This window comes from Rhodococcus sp. GQ147 (assembly GCF_059759155.1).
In genome coordinates this window covers 341,024-362,262 of the sequence record NZ_JCAXDU010000001.1, presented here as the reverse complement: position 1 = coordinate 362,262, position 21,239 = coordinate 341,024, and the positions used below count along the sequence as shown (strand labels likewise).

Below are 21,239 nucleotides of genomic sequence, written 5' to 3'. Positions count from 1 at the left end.
GTCGGCGCCGGGTGGGCACCCTGTAGATTGGGACCGATGCGTATGTCATGGGCTCCGGTGATGACCGGCGGGTAACCTGCTTCGGGCGCCTCGGCCGAAAGGCCGGGGATTCGTTGCTGCGTCCGGTCCTGCGGAGAGTCCTACCGCCCGGCCGCGCCGTAACGATTCCCACCTGGTCAGCAGATAAACCGAGAAGGTTGTGCGCTGCGCAAGCTGCCGCCGATGGGGGTTGCGCGACGGTGAGAGAGAGGTTGGGGATTGGACTCGCTGGGTAGCGGCGGATCGGAAGCGGCGAACGCGCAGGGCATCGTGCCGCCCGGGGCCTTTCCGCTCTCGCCGGCACAGCTGGGCATGTGGTTCGCTCAGCACGTCGATCCGACGGTGCCCGCCAACATCGCTCAGTACGTCGAACTCGAGGGCGACCTCGACCGCGACCTGCTGCGTGCCGCGAGTGTCCGCGCCGCCCACGAGATGGGATCGGGTTTCCTCCGGTTCATCGAGGTCGACGCCCAGCCCTACCAGCTCGTCGACCCCACTCTCGAAGAGTCCGTCGGGTACGAGGATCTTCGGGGCGAGCCCGATCCTCGCCAGGCCGCGCTCGATTGGATGCGCGACGACCGCAGCCGTCCCGTCGACGTCCTCCGCGACCGGCTGATCTCCGCGACGGTCCTGCGCATCGGTGACCGTCGTTACTTCTGGTACAACCGCGTCCACCATCTCGCGCTCGACGGTTTCGCCGCCGCGACCTTCATGACCCGCATCGCCGAGCTCTACACGGCGTCGGTCGACGGCGTCGAACCGTCCCCGAGCCTCGCGTCCGATCTGCGCAAGGTCCACGACGTCGAGATGGAGTACCGCGGATCGAAGCGGTTCGCCGACGACCGCGAGTACTGGGCGCAGCAGATCGAGGGCATCGAGGAACCCACGAGCCTCGCCGGCCGCACCGCGGCGCCCGCGCCGGTCAGCCGCATCGACAGCGCGGCGTTGTCGGACGAGACCGAACGTCGCGTCGAGCAACTGTCAGAGCGGGAGAACACGAGTCTGGCGACCGCCGTCATCGCGGCGTTCGCGGCCTACGTCGCCCAGATGACCGGGCAGACCGACGTCGTCCTGAGCCTGCCCGTCGCGGCTCGCACGACCGCCCTGTTGCGCCGCTCCGGCAGCATGGTCTCGAACGTCGTCCCGCTCCGGCTGAGCGTGACCGACGAGACCACTGTGCACGACCTGATCGCGGCGTCCGGTGCTGCCGTCTCGGGCGCGCTGCGTCACCAGCGCTACCGGCACGAGGACATCGTCCGCGACCGCGCCGCGACCTCGGCGGGTGGAGCGCAGTCCACCTTCTTCGGACCGTGGGTCAACATCATGCTGTTCGACAACGAGGTCCGACTCGGCGACATGGTGGGACGGATCAACATCCTGTCCACCGGTCTGATCGAGGATCTCGGCGTCAACGTCTACACCAGCGGCGACAACACCCACATCGACTTCGAGTCGAACCCGAATCTCTACGGACCCGACCGGGCCGCCTCCGACCACGCGCGGTTCGTCGAGTTCTTCGACCGCTTCGTCGGTTCGGCCTCCGACCGGCCCGTCTGGGACATCCCGCTCGCCGGCGGCACCGAACTCGACCGGGTCGTCCGCGACTGGAACCGCACCGACCATCCCGTGCAGCGCCGCGACCTGCTCGCGGAGTTCCACGACCGGGTCGCGACCTCTCCCGAGGCGACCGCGCTGGTCTTCGAAGGCGAATCGCTGACCTACGCCGAATTCGCCGCGCGGGTGAACAGCCTTGCCCGGGCACTGGTCGATCTCGGTGTCGGCCCCGAGTCCCTCGTCGGACTGGCCATCCGACGCTCGCTCGAGCTCGTCGTCGGCATGTACGCGATCGTCGAGGCGGGTGGTGCCTGGGTGCCGATCGAACCCGACCACCCCGCCGATCGCACCGCCTACATCCTCGAGACCGCCCACCCCGCGGCGGTGCTCACCACGGCACGCGACGACGTGACGCTGCCCGAGGGCATCCCCACGATAGACGTCGACACCTTCGACCACGCGCGGTTCGGCACGACACCGCTCACCGACGCCGAACGACGCGGACCGATCCTGCCGGACACGACCGCCTACGTCATCTTCACCTCCGGTTCGACGGGCCGGCCGAAGGGCGTGGCCGTGAGCCACGTGGCGATCGACAACCAGATCCAGTGGATGAACGACCAGTACGGTCTGACCTCCACCGACGTGTACCTGCAGAAGACCGCGACGACCTTCGATGTGTCGCTGTGGGGCTTCTTCATGCCCCTGCGCGTCGGCGCGACCCTCGTGATCGCGACGCCCGACGGGCACCGCGACCCGGTCTACGTCGCGAACAAGATCGCCGAGCACGGCATCACGATCACCGACTTCGTGCCGTCGATGCTCACCGTCTTCGTCGCGAATGCGCCTGCCGGGACGTGTGATTCGCTGCGGCACGTCTTCGTCATCGGTGAGGCCCTGCCGTCCGAGACCGCCGCGGACTTCGCGCGCATGTGCCCGGCCGGGCTCCACAACCTGTACGGACCCACCGAAGCCGCGGTCTCCATCACCTACCACCGGGCCGCTCCCGGCGACGTGCACAGCGTCCCGATCGGCGTCCCACAGTGGAACAGCCGCGCATACGTCCTCGACCGGCGGCTGCGGCCGGTGCCGGTGGGCCGACCCGGCGAGCTCTACCTCGCCGGCGTCCAGCTCGCGCGCGGATATCTCGACCGTCCCGACCTGACCTCCGACCGTTTCCTCGCCGACCCCTTCGGGGCGCCCGGCGAGCGGATGTACCGCACCGGCGACCTGGTGCGGTGGGAGACCGCCGCCGACGGCACGGGTCTGCTCGAATACATCGGCCGCACCGACTTCCAGGTCAAGTTCCGCGGCCAGCGCATCGAACTCGGCGAGATCGAAGCGGTGCTCCTCGCGCACTCCGCCGTCTCGCAGGCCGTCGTGCTCGTGGTGGAGACCCCCACCGGGGACCAGCTCGTGGGGTATGTCGTCGCGGCTCCCGGCCGCACCATCGACCCTTCCGATCTCGCCGATCATGCCGGCCGGTCGCTGCCGTCGTACATGGTTCCGGCGTCGCTCATGGTGCTCGACGCGCTGCCGCTCAACACGAGCGGCAAGCTCGACCGGAAGGCGCTGCCGGAGCCGGTCTTCAGCAGCACCCGCATCTTCCGTGAGCCGCGCACCCCCGCCGAGCGTGCCGTCGCCGAAGCGTTCGGCGAGGTCCTCGGTGTCGAACGTGTCGGTCTCGACGACGACTTCTTCGAACTCGGCGGCAACTCCCTCGTCGCCACCCAGGTGGTCTCCCGCATCGGAGCCGCGCTCGACACCCAGGTGCCCGTGCGTGTGCTGTTCGAGGCGTCCACGGTCGTGGGTCTCGCGACCCGGCTCGCCAAGCAGATCGGTACCGGCGCGCGGTCCCCGCTCGTCGCCCGGCCGCGACCCGACGTGCTGCCGTTGTCGACTGCGCAGCAACGGATCTGGTTCCTCAACCGCTTCGACGTCAGCACCGCCGCCTACAACCTTCCGTTCACGGTGCGGCTCACCGGCGCCGTCGATCCCACAGCGGTGTCCGACGCCTTCGCCGACGTGGTGGCGCGGCACGAGAGCCTGCGGACCGTCTACCCCGAGGTGGACGGCGAGCCGCAGCAGACGATCCTTCCGGTCGAGCAGGTCGTCGTCCCGCTCGAGCCGATCGACGTCGACGAGCAGGACCTGCACGCGGCCGTCGTCGACCTCGCGAGCCGCGGTTTCGACGTCGTCCGCGACGTCTCCTTCCGGGTCGCGCTGTACCGGCTCGCCCCCGACGACTACGTCCTGGCCATGGTGCTGCACCACATCGCCGCCGACGGCTCCTCGTTCGGCCCGTTCGCCCGCGACGTGGTCACGGCCTACAGCGCCCGCGCCGAGGGGAACAAGCCGAGCTGGACGCCGCTTCCCGTCCAGTACGCCGACTACGCCGTTTGGCAGCGAGAGGCCCTCGGCGACGAGGCCGACCCGAATTCCGTTGCGGCGCAGCAGCTCGACTACTGGGTGAACGAGCTCGACGGTCTGCCCGACCAGCTCGACCTGCCCACCGACCGGACTCGGCCCGCCGTCTCCTCCTACAACGGCGACAAGCACCGCTTCGCGATCGACGCCGAGACCCACCGCGGTCTCGTCGACCTCGCCCGCAGGCAGCACGCGTCGCTGTTCATGGTCGTCCACGCTGCCTACGCGGCGCTGCTGTCCCGCCTCAGCGGTTCCGACGACATCGCCATCGGTACCGCCGTGGCAGGTCGTGGGGAGAAGGATCTCGACGACCTGATCGGCATGTTCGTCAACACCCTCGTCCTGCGCACCAGGGTCGATCCCGGCGTGTCGTTCGAGGACTACCTCGCCGGCGTCCGGGAGACCGACCTGACGGCGTTCTCGAACGCCGACGTCCCCTTCGAGCGTCTCGTCGAGGTGCTCAACCCGCCGCGCTCGACCGCGCGGCACCCGCTGTTCCAGGCCGCGCTGTCCCTCGAACCGGGCACCGCGCGCGACGTCTCGTTCGCGGGAGTCCACGCCGTCGGCGCCGAACTGGACGTGCCGATCTCGAAGTTCGACATCCAGCTGTGGGTGACCGAGAAGACCGGTGACGACGGCGAACCCGCCGGCCTCGACGCCCTGTTCGAGTACGCCACCGACCTGTTCGACGCCGCGACGGTCGCCGTCTTCGCCGAACGCTTCGCGCGGATTCTCGCCGGGATCGTCGCCGATGCGTCGACCTGCGTGGGCGACCTGGCGATCCTCTCGCCCGGGGAGGCCGAACGCCTGCTCACGGCGACGGGGCCCGAGCCTGCCGAGGCCCGCACCCTGGTGGAACTGCTGACCACCGGCGCCGTCGACCATCCCGACCGCGTCGCCCTCCGCGACCGCGACACCGTCCTGACCTACCGCGAACTCGACACGTGGTCGAACCGCATCGCCCGGCGGCTCGTCGAGCGCGGTGCCCGGCCCGACGGCATCGTCGCGCTGGCCTTCCCACGGTCGTGGGAGATGGTGCTCGCCGTGTGGTCGGTCGCCAAGACCGGCGCCGCCTACACGCCCGTCGACCCGGAGTACCCGGCCGAACGCGTCACCCACATGCTCGACGACTCGTCGGCCGTCTTCGGTCTGACGACGGGGGAGTACGCCACCGGTCTGTCCTCGGCCACCGAGTGGATCCGACTCGACGACCCCGAGTTCGTCGACGCGTGCGCGTCCTACCCGGACGGCCCGCTCACCGACGCCGACCGCGCTGCGCCGCTGCGCCTCGACCACACCGCTTACGTCATCTACACCTCCGGTTCGACGGGCAAGCCCAAGGGCGTCGCCGTCACCCACCGCGGCCTCGCCGGTCTCGTCCGCGAGACCGTCGAACTGTACGGCGTGACAGAGGAATCGAAGCTCCTGCACATCTGCTCGCCGAGCTTCGACCCGACGGTCCTCGACTGGACGCTGGCCGGGTCCACCGGCGCCGAACTCGTCGTGACACCGCCGTCCGTCTACGGCGGCGCCGAACTGCGCGCGCTCATCGAACGCACCGGCGTCACCCACACCGTCATCACCCCGGCGGTGCTCGGTTCCGTCGACCCGAGCGGACTCGACGCCCTGCGCGTCGTGAACGTCGGTGGCGACGTGTCCACGGCCGACCTCGTCTCCCGCTGGGCGCCCGGCCGCAACTTCTACAACGCCTACGGGCCGACCGAGACCACGATCGTCTCGACGCGCGCTCTGCTCGAACCGTCCGGGCCGATCACCATCGGACGGCCCGTGGCGGGCGTGCACGCCCTGGTCCTCGACAGCCGGCTCCGCCCGGTCCCCGCCGGTGTCGCGGGTGAGCTCTATCTCGCGGGCGACGTGCTCGCCCGCGGTTACCATCGGCGTCCGGCGCTCACCGCCGACCGGTTCGTGGCGAACCCGTTCGGCGCGAACGGAACCCGGATGTACCGCACCGGCGACATCGTGCGCTGGGACGAGCAGGGCCGCATCGAGTTCGCCGGACGCGCCGACTTCCAGGTCAAGGTCCGCGGCTACCGCATCGAACTCGGGGAGATCGACGCCGCACTGCTGACCCACCCCTCGGTCGCCTTCGCGACCACCGTCGGACACGAGATGCCGTCGGGCCAGACCGCGCTCGTCGCGTACGTGCACGGGGACGAGCAGATCGATCCTGCCGAACTCGCCGATCACGTCGGCCGCTCGCTACCGTCGTACATGGTGCCGTCGCAGATCGTCGTGCTCGACGAGGTGCCGCTCAACCCGGTCGGCAAACTCGACCGCCGTGCCCTGCCCGAGCCCGATCTCGGCATCAGCTACCGCGAGTTCCGTGCCCCGACCACTCCCATCGAGGAGACGGTCGCGAACGTCTTCGCCGAGGTACTCGGCGTCCAGGGCGTGGGTCTCGACGACGACTTCTTCGAACTCGGCGGCAACTCGCTGCTCGCCACGCAGGTCGTCTCCCGGCTCGGTGTCGCCCTCGACGCGCAGGTGCCGGTTCGGGCGCTGTTCGAATCCAGTTCGGTGGCGGCCCTGGCGGTACGCGTCGAGCAGGAGGCAGGTCGCGGAGCGCGCATCGCCCTGACGAAGATGCCGCGGCCCGAACGTGTTCCGCTGTCGCTCGCGCAGCAGCGCATGTGGTTCCTCAACCGCTTCGATCCGCGGTCGTCCACCTACAACCTCCCGATGGCGCTGCGCCTGACCGGCGAACTGGACGTCGCCGCACTGCAGGTGTCGATCATGGACGTCATCGATCGGCACGAGTCGTTGCGCACCGTCTTCCCCGATTCGACGAACGGACCGCACCAGGTCGTCCGTGCCGCGGCGGAGGTCGTGCCGGATCTGACCCCGACCCGGATCACCCCCGACGAGCTGCCGGCCTCCGTGCGGCGCCTGGTCTTCACCGGACTGGACGTGACGTCGGACGTGCCGATCCGCGCCGAACTGTTCGAACTCGGCGACCAGGAACACGTGCTCGCGCTCGTCGTGCACCACATCTCGGCCGACGGCTGGTCCACCGGTCCGATGGCGCGCGACATCATGGTCGCCTACACTGCCCGCACCGAATGGGAGGAGCCCTCGTGGGCACCCCTGCCGGTGCAGTACGCCGACTACACGCTGTGGCAGCGGCAGGTGCTCGGATCCGAGGACGATCCGCAGTCGCTGATCTCCCGCCAGCTCGACTACTGGCGTCGCACCCTCGCCGGTGCGCCCGACCAGCTCGATCTGCCCGCCGACCGTCCGCGGCCGGCCGTGCAGTCGTACTCCGGTGCGACCGTGGACTTCTCGATCGACCCGGAGTTGCACCGCGAGCTCGTGGCGCTGGCGCGCACCCGCAACGCGTCGCTGTTCATGGTGGTGCACGCGGCCCTGAGCGTGCTGCTCGCGCGGATGTCCGGCCAGGACGACATCGCGGTCGGCACACCCGTCGCCGGTCGCGGTGAGCAGGCGCTCGACGACCTCATCGGCATGTTCGTCAACACCCTCGTGCTGCGCACGGAGGTCGATTCGGGCAGGCCGTTCACCTCGCATCTGGCGCGGGCACGCGACGCGGCGCTCGGCGCCTTCGGCCACGCCGACGTGCCGTTCGAGCGGCTCGTCGAGGTGCTCAACCCGACCCGCTCCACCGCCCGGCACCCGCTGTTCCAGGTGATGCTCTCGTTCGAGAACCTGCGCGCCGCGCACGTCGAACTGCGTGGCCTGACCCTCGACGTGCTCGACATCGACACGGCGGTCGCCAGGTTCGACCTGCAGCTCACCCTCACCGAGGACTTCGCGGAGGACGGCACGCCGAACGGTCTCGGAGCGGCGTTCACCTATGCGACCGACCTGTTCGATCACGCGACGGTGCGCGGATTCGCCGATCGCTTCGTCCGCATCCTCGAGGCCGTGGTGCGCGAACCCGAGGTCGTCGTCGGCGACATCGACCTGCTCGACGCCGACGAGCGACTCGCGGTCCTCGAATCGTGGAACGACACCGCGCACGAGCTGGAACCGGCCACTCTCGTCGACCTGTTCGACGCCCGGGTGGCGACGGATCCCGACGCCGCGGCCGTGGCCTTCGAGGGCGAGCAGCTGACCTACGCGGACTTCGACGCGCGAGTGAACCGCCTTGCCCGCCATCTGATCTCGCAGGGTGTCGGACCGGAGTCGACCGTCGGACTCGCGGTGCGGCGATCCCTCGACCTCCTCGTCGGCATGTACGCGATCGTCAAGGCCGGCGGCGCCTACCTGCCGCTCGACCCCGATCAGCCCGCCGACCGCAACGCGTACATCCTCGACACGGCGGCGCCGGTCGCGGTGCTGACCACCACCCGCGACGCCTTCGGGTCGACCGCGGCCGCGCACACGATCGAGATCGACACGCTCGATGTGTCCGACCTGCCGTCCGGCCCGATCACCGATGCCGATCGCATCGCCACGCTCACGCCGGCGAACACCGCCTACGTCATCTTCACGTCCGGTTCGACGGGACGGCCCAAGGGTGTCGCGGTGCCGCACGGCGCGATCGTCAACCGCCTGCTGTGGATGCAGGACGAGTACGGCCTCGGTCGCGACGACGTGGTCCTGCAGAAGACGCCGTTCACCTTCGACGTGTCGGTGTGGGAGTTCTTCTGGCCCCTGCAGATCGGTGCGCGACTCGAGATCGCACTTCCCGACGGTCATCGGGACCCGGCCTATCTCGCCCGGGTCATGGCCGACCGCGGCGTCACGGTCGCGCACTTCGTGCCGTCCATGCTCGCGGTCTTCGTCGCCGAGAACGCCGCGGCCTCGGCCTCATCGTTGCGGATGGTCTTCGCCTCGGGCGAGGCACTGCCCGCCTCGGTCGCCGCACGCCTGCGGTCGATCCTGCCGGGCGCTCGCCTGCACAACCTGTACGGCCCCACCGAGGCGGCCGTCGACGTGACCTACCACGAGGTCACCGCGGCCGACGCGGTGTCGGTGCCGATCGGCGTCCCGGTCTGGAACACCGGCGTCCACGTCCTCGACGGCCGACTGCATCCGGTGCCGGTCGGTGTCGCGGGTGAGCTCTACCTGTCGGGTGTCCAGCTGGCGCGCGGTTACGTGGCGCGGCCGGATCTGACGGCGGAACGCTTCGTCGCCTCGCCGTACGGGGCGGGGGAGAGGCTCTACCGCACGGGCGATCTCGTGCGGTGGGTCGCCCGGGAGACCTCCGACGCACGCACGGCGCGTGCCGAACTCGAATACATCGGCCGCACCGACTTCCAGGTCAAGTTGCGCGGTCTGCGCATCGAACTCGGCGAGATCGAGACGGCTCTGCTCGCGCTCGACGACGTCGATCAGGCCGTCGTGCTCGTGCGCTCGGACGCCCACTCCGGTGAGCACCTCGTCGCCTATCTCGTCGCCGCCGACGGCCGGTCGCTCGACACCACCTCGGTCTCGCGTCGTCTCGCCGGCTCGCTGCCGGCCTACATGGTGCCGTCGGTCTACGTCGTGCTCGACGAGTTCCCGCTCGGATCGTCGGGCAAGCTCGACCGCAAGGCCCTGCCGGCCCCGATCTTCGAGGTCAAGGAGTTCCGCGCCCCGACGACCCCGGTCGAACAGATCGTCGCGTCGGTCTTCGCCGACGTCCTCGGACTCGAACGCGTCGGTCTCGACGACGACTTCTTCGCGCTCGGCGGCAACTCGCTGATCGCGACGCAGGCCGTCTCCCGCATCGGCGAAGCCCTCGGCGGCCGGACGGCGCTGCGTGCGATCTTCGAGTCGTCCACCGTCGAAGGTCTCGCCGCGGCTGTGGAGGCTGCGTCGTCCGGCATCGACCGGATCCCGCTCGTCGCCGGTCCGCGACCCGCACGGGTGCCGCTGTCGCTCGCCCAGCAGCGCATGTGGTTCCTCAACCGCTTCGACCCCGAGTCGGCGGTGAACAACATCCCCGTCGCCGTGCATCTGTCGGGCAAGCTGGACGTCGAGGCCCTCGAAGCCGCGCTCCACGACGTGATCTCGCGTCACGAGTCGCTACGCACCGTCTACCCCGACATCGACGGCTACGGATACCAGAAGGTGCTCGCCCCGGCCGATGTCACGATCCGACTCGAACCGCTGTCGATCGACCCGGCGAATCTTCCTGCCGAACTCCGACAGCTCGCCGCGACCCCGTTCGACCTTGCTCGCGACGTCCCTCTGATCGTCCGGCTCTTCGAGTCGGCTCCGGACGAGCACGTGCTCGTAGCCGTGCTGCACCACATCGCGGCGGACGGGTTCTCGATGGGACCGCTCACGCGCGACATCATGATCGCCTACGCCGCTCGGTCCACCGGGGAGGCGCCCGGCTGGGAACCGCTCGACATCCAGTACGCCGACTACACCCTCTGGCAGCGCGATGTCCTCGGCTCCGAGGAAGACCCGGATTCCCTGGTAGCGCAGCAGATCGACTACTGGATGGAAGCGCTGAAGGATCTGCCGGACAGCCTGGACCTCCCGGTCGACCGTCCTCGGCCCGCCGTCGCCTCCTACCGTGGAGCGACGTCGCGATTCACCGTCGGCGCAGAGCTGCGGGCCGCGATCGGACGCCTCGCGAAGGAACATCGGACGACGGACTTCATGGTCGTGCACGCGGTGCTCGCAGCGCTCCTCGCACGCATGAGCGCGTCGGACGACATCGCGATCGGCACCCCGATCGCCGGCCGCGGTGAGCGTGTCCTCGACGAGCTCGTCGGCATGTTCGTCAACACGCTCGTGCTGCGTACACAGGTCGACGTCTCGGCTCCGTTCGAGGAACTTCTCGGCCACGTACGCGACGTGGACCTGGGGGCGTTCGCACACGCGGATGTTCCGTTCGAGAGGCTCGTCGACGTCCTGGCCCCCGTGCGCACCCAGGCGCACAATCCGCTGTTCCAGGTGATGCTCGCCTTCCAGAACATCGGCCCGGTCTCGTTCGAGCTGCCGGAACTGTCGGTTTCGAATCTGGCGTTCGACAGCGACCTGTCGAAGTTCGATCTCGCCGTCACCGTCCTCGACGAGGACGGCGCCGGGACGGACGGTGGTTACGTCGTCGAATTGTCCTATGCCACCGACCTGTTCGATGCGGACACCGTTTCCGATTTCGGTGCGCGATTCGTCCGGATGCTCGAAGAGGTCGTCGCCGATGCGTCGACTGCAGTCGGTGATCTCGAAATCCTCTCGGACGGAGAGGCGCAGCACTTGCTCTCCGTCCGTGGACGGGCGGTCGCGCGGACGGCGACGCTCGTGGAACTGCTCACCTCCGCGGTATCCGACCATCCCGATCGCATTGCCGTCCGGGCGGGCGACACCGTCCTGACCTACCGGGACCTCGACGAACGGTCAAACCGGATCGCACGGTATCTGATCGGACGCGGTGCCGGTCCCGACGAGCTCGTTGCACTCGCCTTCCCTCGTTCGTGGGAAATGGTGCTGGGGGTGTGGTCGGTCGCGAAGACGGGTGCGGCCTATGTGCCGATCGACCCGGAATACCCGATCGAACGCGTCGCCCACATGCTCGACGACTCGGGAGCCCTGCTCGGGCTGACCGCGACGGCGCACGCGGCGAAGCTGCCCTCCCGGACCGAATGGGTTCGGCTCGACGACGATGCGTTCGTCGCCGACTACTCCGCCCGGTCGGCGGCCCCGATCACGGATGCCGACCGCACGGCGTCGCTGCGAGTCGACCATCTCGCGTACGTCATCTACACCTCGGGTTCGACGGGTCGCCCGAAGGGCGTCGGGGTCACCCACCGCGGCCTGGCCGGTCTGGTCCGGGAAACCGTCGAACTGTACGGGGTGACCGCCCGGTCCCGGATCCTGCACATCTGTTCGCCGAGTTTCGATCCCTCCGTGCTGGACTGGACGATGGCGGGTTCGACGGGCGCCGAACTCGTCATCACGCCGCCGTCGATCTACGGTGGTGCCGAACTGCGGGCACTCATCGCGCAGACGAAGGTCACGCACGCCGTGATCACCCCGGCGGTACTCGGTTCGGTGGATCCCGGCGACCTGGACTCGCTGCACACCCTCAACGTCGGTGGCGACGCGTCCACTCCGGACCTCGTAGCGCGCTGGGCTCCCGGCCGGCGATTCTTCAACGCCTACGGGCCGACCGAGACCACGATCGTTTCGACTCGCGAACAGCTCGAGGCCGACGGGCCGATCACGATCGGCGCACCCACCGCGGGTGTGCACGCTCTCGTTCTCGACGGCCGGATGCGACCGGTTCCCACAGGGGTACCAGGCGAGCTCTATCTGGCGGGTGACGTACTCGCCCGGGGATACCATCATCGTCCCGGTCTCACCGCAGGGCGGTTCGTCGCGGCCCTGTTCGGCGTGCCGGGCGCTCGGATGTACCGCACCGGCGACATCGTGCGCTGGGACGCCGAGCGTCGTCTGGTGTTCGTGGGCCGCTCGGACTTCCAGGTCAAGATCCGCGGATACCGGATCGAACTCGGTGAGATCGACGCCGTCCTCCTGACACACCCGCTCGTCGTGTTCGCCAGCACCGTCGGCCACGAGATGCCCTCGGGGCAAACGGCTCTCGTCGCATACGTGCAGGGCGGTGCGGGGCTCGTCCCTGCCGAACTCTCCGAGCACGTCGCACGCTCGCTGCCCTCGTACATGGTCCCCTCGCAGATCATCGTGCTCGACGAGGTGCCGTTGACGCCCGTGGGCAAACTCGACCGCAGCGCGCTACCCGAACCGGAGTTCGGCCTCCGTTACCGCGAATTCCGTGCACCCACCACCCCGGTCGAAGAATCCGTCGCGCGAGTGTTCGCCGATGTGCTGGGCGTACAGGATGTCGGGCTCGACGACGACTTCTTCGAGCTCGGAGGGAACTCGCTCCTCGCGACCCAGGTCGTCTCCCGCCTCGGTGCGATCCTGGACACGCAAGTGCCGGTACGTGCACTCTTCGATGCCGGCACCGTTGCCGCACTCGCGGTGCGCGTCGAACGGGAGGCCGGCCGAGGTGAACGCGTCCCGCTCGCCAGGACGACGCGCCCCGAACGTATTCCGTTGTCGCCGGCGCAGCAGCGCATGTGGTTCCTCAACCGGTTCGATCCCGAATCCGGCGCGAACAACATCCCGGTAGGGGTGCGTCTGACCGGGGACCTCGACGTGAAGGCACTGCGCACCGCGCTGCGCGACGTCGTCGAACGACACGAGTCGCTGCGCACCGTCTATCCCGACGTCGACGGCGCAGGACACCAGTCGATCCTGCCGCCCTACACAGTGGAGTTGCCGGTCGAGCGTGTCGACGAGAGCGCCCTGTTCGATCGGGCCGAACAGCTCACCTCGGAGGGTTTCGACGTCACGCGCGAGGTGCCGCTGCGGGTCGTGCTGTTCACTCTCGGTGCCCGCGAACATGTGCTGTTCCTCGTGGTGCACCACATCGCAGCCGACGGTTTCTCCCTGCGACCGCTCGCGCGCGACATCATGCTCGCGTACGCCAACCGCTCGCGTGGGGAAGCTCCCGCGTGGGCGCCGCTGGAAGTGCAGTACGCCGACTATGCCCTCTGGCAGCGCGAGGTCCTCGGTTCGGAAAGTGACCCGGACTCGGTTTTCTCCCGGCAGACGAAGTACTGGACCGATCGGCTGGCGGACCTGCCCGACCAGCTCGATCTGCCGTCCGATCGTGCTCGCCCGGAGGTGGCGTCCAACGCCGGCCGCACGAGCCGGTTCCGGATCGAGCCACAGCTGCACGCTTCGTTGGAAGAGCTGGCCAGGCAACGGAACACGACGCTGTTCATGGTCGTGCACGCGGCACTCGCAGTGTTGCTGGCCCGGGTGTCCGGCTCGGAGGACATCGCCATCGGCACCCCGATCGCCGGTCGCGGCGAGCGTGCACTGGACGACCTCGTGGGCATGTTCGTCAACACGCTCGTGCTCCGCGTCGACGTGCGGAACGATCGTCCCTTCCACGACCTGCTCGGGCAGGTGCGGGAGACCGATCTCGACGCCTTCGCGCACGCCGACGTCCCCTTCGAACGGCTCGTCGAGATCCTCGATCCTCAGCGGTCACAGGCCCGTCACCCGCTGTTCCAGGTGGCGCTCACGTTCCAGAACACCGGTGATGTCGAGTTCGCTCTCGACGGCGTCACCGCCCGGGCCCTCCACTACGACGCGGATACCGCCAAGTTCGACCTGCAGTTCACGTTTGCGGAGAGGAAGGGCGAGGACGATGCGGACGCGGGTATGGATTTCGCCGTCACCTACGCGACGGACCTGTTCGACGACCTGAGGGTCGCGGCGTTCGCGGAGCAGTTGCTCCGGATTCTGCGTGCGGTCGTGGAGGACCCTTCGGCCGTGGTCGGGGACATCGAGATCCTCGACGATTTCGAGCGGGAACTGGTCGTCTCGCGCTGGAACTCGCTGGGCGACGACGTCGCACCGGCCGGGGCGACGCTCGTGGACATGTTCGAGGCGCGCGTCGCCGAGTGCGGCGACGCGGTCGCGGTGCGGTTCGGCGACGAGCAGTTGTCCTACCGTGAGCTCGGTGCGCGGGTGCACCGCCTGGCACGTCATCTCATCGATGTCGGTGCCGGACCGGAGGATCTGGTCGCGGTCGCGATGCCGCGCTCGCTCGATCTGATCGTGGCGTTGCTCGCGGTGCTCGAGGCCGGTGCCGGATACCTGCCGATCGATCCGAACTCGCCGGCCGACCGGATCGAGTTCCTGGTCTCGGACGCGACGCCGGTGGCGGTGGTGACCACCTCGGATGCCGAGGTGCCGTTCCCGGACTCGGTGCCGGTCGTCGAGATCGATCGTCTGGATCTGTCGGAGGTCGACGACGCACCGATCCTCGACGCGGAGCGCCGTGCCCCGCTGACATCGACGAACCTGGCGTACGTGATCTACACGTCGGGATCGACCGGACGCCCGAAGGGTGTGCTGATCCCGCACCGCAATGTCGTGCGGCTGATGGTCAACACCGAATCGGTGTACGGCTTCGACTCGTCGGACGTATGGACGATGTTCCACAGCTACGCCTTCGACTTCTCGGTATGGGAGCTGTGGGGGCCGCTGCTCTACGGCGGAACCCTCGTGGTCGTCGACTACTTCACGTCGCGTTCGCCGGAAGCCTTCCGCGAGTTGCTGATCCGCGAACGCGTCACCGTGCTCAACCAGACGCCGTCGGCCTTCTACCAGCTGGTCGAGGCCGACCGGGTCGCGGTCGACGAGGCGCAGTTGTCGTTGCGGTACGTGATCTTCGGTGGCGAGGCGCTCGAGCCGCGTCGTCTGGCCGGGTGGTTCGAGCGTCACGGGGATGCGGGGCGAGCGCAGCGACTGGGGATCGGCACAGCTCCGCGGTTGGTGAACATGTACGGCATCACCGAGACGACCGTGCACGTGTCGTACCGGGAGATCGGTGCCGACCTGGCGCAGAGTGCGTCCGCGAGCGTGGTCGGTGTCCCGATCGCGGGTCTGCGGGTGTACGTGCTCGACCGGCGGCTCAAGCCGGTGCCGGTGGGTGTGGCCGGCGAAATGTATGTCGGCGGCGGCCAGTTGGCGCGTGGATACCTGCGCCGTCCGGAGCTGTCGGCGGCACGTTTCGTCGCCGATCCGTTCTCGTCCGACGGTGCGCTGCTGTACCGGACGGGCGATGTCGCACGCTGGGTCGTCTCGGGCGATCTCGAATATCTCGGACGCGCCGACGACCAGGTGAAGATCCGCGGTTTCCGCATCGAGCTCGGTGAGGTGGAGGCTGCGGTGCTTGCGCAGGACGAGGTCGCCCACGCGGCGGTCATCGTGCGCGAGGACACCCCGGGAGCAGCCCGGATCGTCGCCTATGTGGTTCCGCACGACGGCATGTCGATCGATACCGAAGCGCTGCGCAGCGGTGTCGCCGTGGTCCTGCCGGAGTACATGGTGCCCTCGGCGTTCGTGGTGATCGACGCGATCCCGCTGACGGTCAACGGCAAGCTCGACCGCCGGGCGCTGCCCGAGCCGGTGTTCGAAACGCGTGGTTTCCGCGCGCCGAGCACCCCGATCGAGGAGATCGTGGCGGGCGTGTTCGCCGACGTCCTCGATGTCGACCGCATCGGCGCCGACGACGATTTCTTCGCACTCGGTGGCAACTCGCTGATCGCGACGCAGGTCGTCGCCCGACTCGGTGCCGCGCTCGATGCGCAGGTGCCGGTGCGGACGTTGTTCGAGGCGTCCACCGTCGCGGAACTCGCGACACGGGTCGAGCAGGAGTCCGGTCGCGGCGCTCGGGTGCCGCTCGCGGCGCGGACACGGCCGGAGTCGATCCCGCTGTCTCCCGCACAGCAGCGGATGTGGTTCCTCAACCGGTTCGATCCCGACTCGACGGCCTACAACATCCCGTTCGCGTTGCGGATGACGGGCGCACTGGACGTCGACGCGTTGCGTGCCGCCGTCACCGACCTCGTCGCACGGCACGAGTCCCTGCGCACCGTTTACCCCGAGACCGAATCCGGTCCGGTGCAGCGCATCCTGCCGGCCTCGCAGGTCCGGCCGCAACTCGAACCGGTGGACGTCACCGCCGCCGATCTCGAGCTGCGGATGCGGGAGATCGCCGCGGCCGGCTTCGACGTGACCGTCGATGTGCCGGTGCGGATGCATCTGCTCCGCGTGGCCGACGACGATCACGTCCTCGTCACCGTGGTCCACCACATCAGCGCCGACGGTTCGTCGATGGTGCCGCTGGTCCGCGATGTGATGACGGCCTACGCCGCCCGGTCCGCGAACAGTGATCCGGCGTGGGCGCCGCTCGCGGTGCAGTACGCCGACTTCGCGTTGTGGCAGCGGGAGATCCTCGGCTCCGAGGACGATCCGGAGTCCACCGCCGCCGAGCAGCTCGGCTACTGGCGCATCGCGCTCGCCGACCTGCCCGACCAGCTCGACCTGCCGCTCGACCGTCCGCGGCCGGCGCAGCAGAGCTTCCGCGGCGACCGCGTGGAGTTCACCATCGGTGCCGATCTCCACCGTGAGCTGCGGGATCTGGCACGCAACCGGAACGCGACCGTGTTCATGGCCGTGCACGCGGCCTTCGCGGCGCTGCTCGCGCGCCTGTCCGGTTCGACGGACATCGCGGTGGGCACCCCCATCGCGGGCCGCACCGAGCAGGCCACCGAGGACATCATCGGCATGTTCGTCAACACGCTGGTGCTCCGGCTGGAGGTGGACGGTGGTGCGTCCTTCGACGAATTGCTGTCCGCAGCACGGGAAACCGATCTGCAGGCCTTCGCGCACGCGGACGTGCCGTTCGAGCGTCTCGTGGAGGTCCTGAACCCGGCCCGCTCGACGGCCCGGCATCCGCTGTTCCAGGTCGGCTTCTCGTTCCAGAACCAGAGCCGCTCCGAACTCGCCCTGCCCGGCCTCGACATCGAACCGGTCGACCTCGAAGGTGGCACCGCCCAGTTCGACATGCACCTGATCGTCGCCGACAGCTACGGAGACGACGGCGCGCCGCAGGGCATCGACGCGATCCTCACCTACGCGACGGATCTGTTCGACCGCGAGACCGCGGAGGCCGTCGCGGCCCGTTTCGAGCAGCTGCTCGAAGCGCTCGTCGAGTCGCCGGCACTGCCCGTCGGTGATCACGCGTTGCTCCTGCCGCAGGAGCGCGACACGGTGCTCGGCGCGTGGAACGACACCGCGCACGGAACCGACCCCGGCGCGACCCTCGTCGGTCTGTTCGACGAGCAGGTCGCCGCACACCGCGACGACGTCGCGATCGTGTACGAGGGCCGGCGGTGGACCTACGGCGAGTTCGACTCGTCCGTCAACCGTCTCGCCCGGCACCTGCTCGGTCTCGGTGTGGGGCCGGAGGATCGGGTCGCGCTCGCGATCCGTCGTTCACCCGAGCTGCTCGTGGGCATGTACGCGATCGCGAAGACCGGCGCTGCCTACGTGCCGGTCGACCCGGACCAGCCCGCCGAGCGCAACACCTACATCCTCGACACGGCCGCTCCCGTCGCGATCGTGACGACGAGCGGCGACCGGGTCGAGCACGCCACGGCGCCGGTCGTCGAACTCGACGGCCTCGACCTCGCCGGGCTCTCCGACGATCCGATCACCGACGACGACCGGTCGGCTCCGCTGCGGCCGGGCAACACGGCGTACGTGATCTTCACGTCGGGTTCGACCGGCCGCCCCAAGGGCGTCGCGGTCTCCCACGCCGCGATCGTCAACCAGTTGTTGTGGAAGCGTGAGTATTTCGGTATCGGGGCCGACGACGCGGTGCTGCTCAAGACCGTCGCGACGTTCGACCTGTCGGTGTGGGAGTTCTGGTCGGCGCTCACCTCCGGCGCCCGCCTGGTGATCGCCACCGCCGACGGACACCGCGATCCCGACTATCTGCTCGCGTTGTTGCGCGACGAGCAGGTGACCACGCTGCACACCGTTCCGTCCATGCTGTCGATGCTGATGACGGTCGCGGCCGGTCCGGTGGCGCCGTCGCTGCGGCGGATCCTCGCGATCGGTGAGGCGCTGCCCGCGGCGGTGGCCCAGCAGTTCCGCGCGGACAACACCGCGACGCTGTACAACCTCTACGGACCGACCGAGGCCGCGGTCTCGGTGACCGTCCACGAGGTCGACGATGCCGACCGGACCGTCGTCCCGATCGGTGTGCCAGAGTGGAACACCGCCGTCTACGTCCTCGACGACCGGCTGCGGCCGGTGGCGCCGGGTGTCGCCGGCGAGCTGTACCTCGCGGGTGCCCAGCTCGCGCGGGGCTACCACGACCGTCCCGACCTCACCGCGGACCGGTTCGTCGCCGACCCGTACAGGCGCGGACGCATGTACCGCACGGGCGACATCGTCCGGTGGAACCGTGCCGGTCGCCTCGAATACCTCGACCGCGCCGACTTCCAGGTCAAGGTGCGCGGTTACCGCATCGAACTCGGCGAGGTCGAGACCGTCCTGCGCGAGCTGCCGGGCGTGAAGGACGTCGCCGTCCTGGTGCGCAGCACCGCCCACCTCGGCGACCGGCTCGTCGCGTACATCGTGCCGGCCGCCGACTCGTTCGACGCCGGTGCGACACGGGCGTTCGACGCCGGTGCGACACGGGCGTTCGACGCCGGTACGACACGGGCGTTCGACGCCGGTGCGACACGGACGGCGCTCGCGGAGCGACTGCCGTCGTACATGGTGCCGTCGGCGTTCGTCGAACTCGACGCGCTGCCGCTGAACACCAACGGCAAGCTCGACCGGCGGGCCCTGCCCGACCCCGAACTCGACATGGGGCAGTTCCGCGCCCCGACCGATCCCGTCGAGGAGATCGTGGCCGCGACCGTCGCCGAACTGCTCGGCGTCGAGCGGGCCGGCCTCGACGACGATTTCTTCGAACTCGGCGGCAACTCGCTGCTCGCGACGCAGCTCGCCGCCCGGCTCGGTGCCGCACTCGACACCCGCGTGCCGGTCCGGACCGTCTTCGAGTCGTCCACGGTGGTCGCGCTCGCCGCCCGCCTCCGGCCGTCGGTGGGCGAGGGTGCCCGTCCGGCGCTCACGACCGTCCCGCGTCCCGAGCAGGTGCCGCTGTCGCTCGCACAGCAGCGCATGTGGACCCTGAACCGGGTCGATCCGGAATCGGGTGTCTACAACATCCCCGTCGCCGTGCGCCTGACCGGTGCGCTCGACGTGGACGCCCTGCGCGCCGCGGTCGCCGACCTGTTCGCACGACACGAGGTGCTGCGCACCGTCTACCCGGACAGCGGTGACGGTCCGGTGCAGGTCGTGCTGCCGGTCGCGCAGGCCGTGCCCGAGCTCACCCCGGTGGACGTGACCACCGACGAACTCGTCGACCGTCTCACCGAGATCCTCGGCAGCGGATTCGACGTGACGGCATCGGTCCCGCCGGTGCGGGTCGCGTTGTTGCGTCTCGACGCCGCCGAACACGTCCTCGCGGTCGTCGCGCACCACATCAGTGCCGACGGGTACTCGATGCGCCCGCTCGTGCGCGACGTCATGACCGCCTATCTCGCGCATGCCGCGGGGGAGACCCCGGGCTGGGCGCCGCTCGAGGTCCAGTACGCCGACTACACGCTGTGGCAGCAGAGCGTTCTCGGTTCCGAGGACGATCCCGAGAGCGAGCTGTCGCGTCAGCTCGACTACTGGGCCGACGAACTCTCCGGTGTCCCGGAGGTTCTCGCCCTGCCCACGGATCGTCCGCGCCCCGCCCGCCAGTCGACCGTCGGTGAGTCGTTCACCTTCACGATCGGTGAGGAACTCGCGCAGCGGATCGAGAAGACCGCCCGCGAGCACAACGCAACGGTCTTCATGACGATGCACGCCGCCTTCGCGGTGCTGCTCGCCCGCCTGTCGGGCAGCGAGGACATCGCGGTGGGCACGCCGACCGCCGGTCGTGGTGAGGAAGCGCTCGACGACCTCGTCGGCATGTTCGTCAACACCCTCGTGCTCCGCACCCGGGTGGCCGGCTCGGCGACCTTCGCGGAGCTGCTCGCTCAGGCCAAGGAGAAGGATCTCGCGGCGTTCGGCAACGCCGATGTGCCGTTCGAGCGGGTCGTCGAACGTCTCGGTGTGCGGCGCAACAGCGCGTACACCCCGCTGTTCCAGGCGATGCTCACCTTCCAGAACATCGACACCGGCACCTTCGCCCTGCCGGGGCTCGAGGTGGCCGCGCTCGAGACGGGAGCCGACCAGGCGAAGTTCGACCTCCAGTGCACGGTGGTCGAACGGTTCTCCGAGTCGGGAGCGCTGACCGCACTCGATGTGACCTTCACCTACGCCACGGCACTGTTCGACGCCGCGACGGTCGAGACCTTCGGCGACCGCTTCGTCCGGATCCTCGAGACCGTCAGCGCCGACCCGCAGGTCGTCCTCCGTTCGCTCGACATCCGCACGGATGCCGAGCGGGCGCGGGCGGCCCGGCCGAAGAAGGCACGCACCGTCGCCGATCTGCCGGCACTCGTGGCGGCAGCGGCTGCCGTGGCCCCGGACACCGTCGCCTTCCGGCACGGTGAGCGCGAAGTCACACTCGGCGAGTTCGCACAGCGTCTGGACACCATGGCAACCACGACCGGCGGTGCGCTCACCGCAGAAGCACTCGTGTCGGTGGTTTTGAACGGGCTCGTACCGGGGATGCTGCCCCAACTCGGCGCCGACGGTCTCGCACAGTTGGTGCGCGATGTGATCGCCGTCGCGGTAGGCGTCGATGCCGACGCGGTGGGAGACGCGGATTAGTCCTGTGTCGGTCACTTCGGGATAATGGAAGATCGGCTGTCGTTCGACTGCCCGGCCAGTACGGTGCCGGG

At 69.3% G+C, this 21,239-nt stretch carries 1 protein-coding gene; it reads left to right on the top strand.

Annotated elements, in window-relative coordinates; all coding sequences use genetic code 11:
- The first annotated feature begins 258 nt into the window (after positions 1-258).
- Positions 259-21,168, top strand: a complete 20,910-nt coding sequence (locus AC6CID_RS01455; RefSeq protein WP_498353488.1) for a non-ribosomal peptide synthase/polyketide synthase — start codon at positions 259-261, stop codon at positions 21,166-21,168.
- The last annotated feature ends 71 nt before the right edge of the window (positions 21,169-21,239 follow it).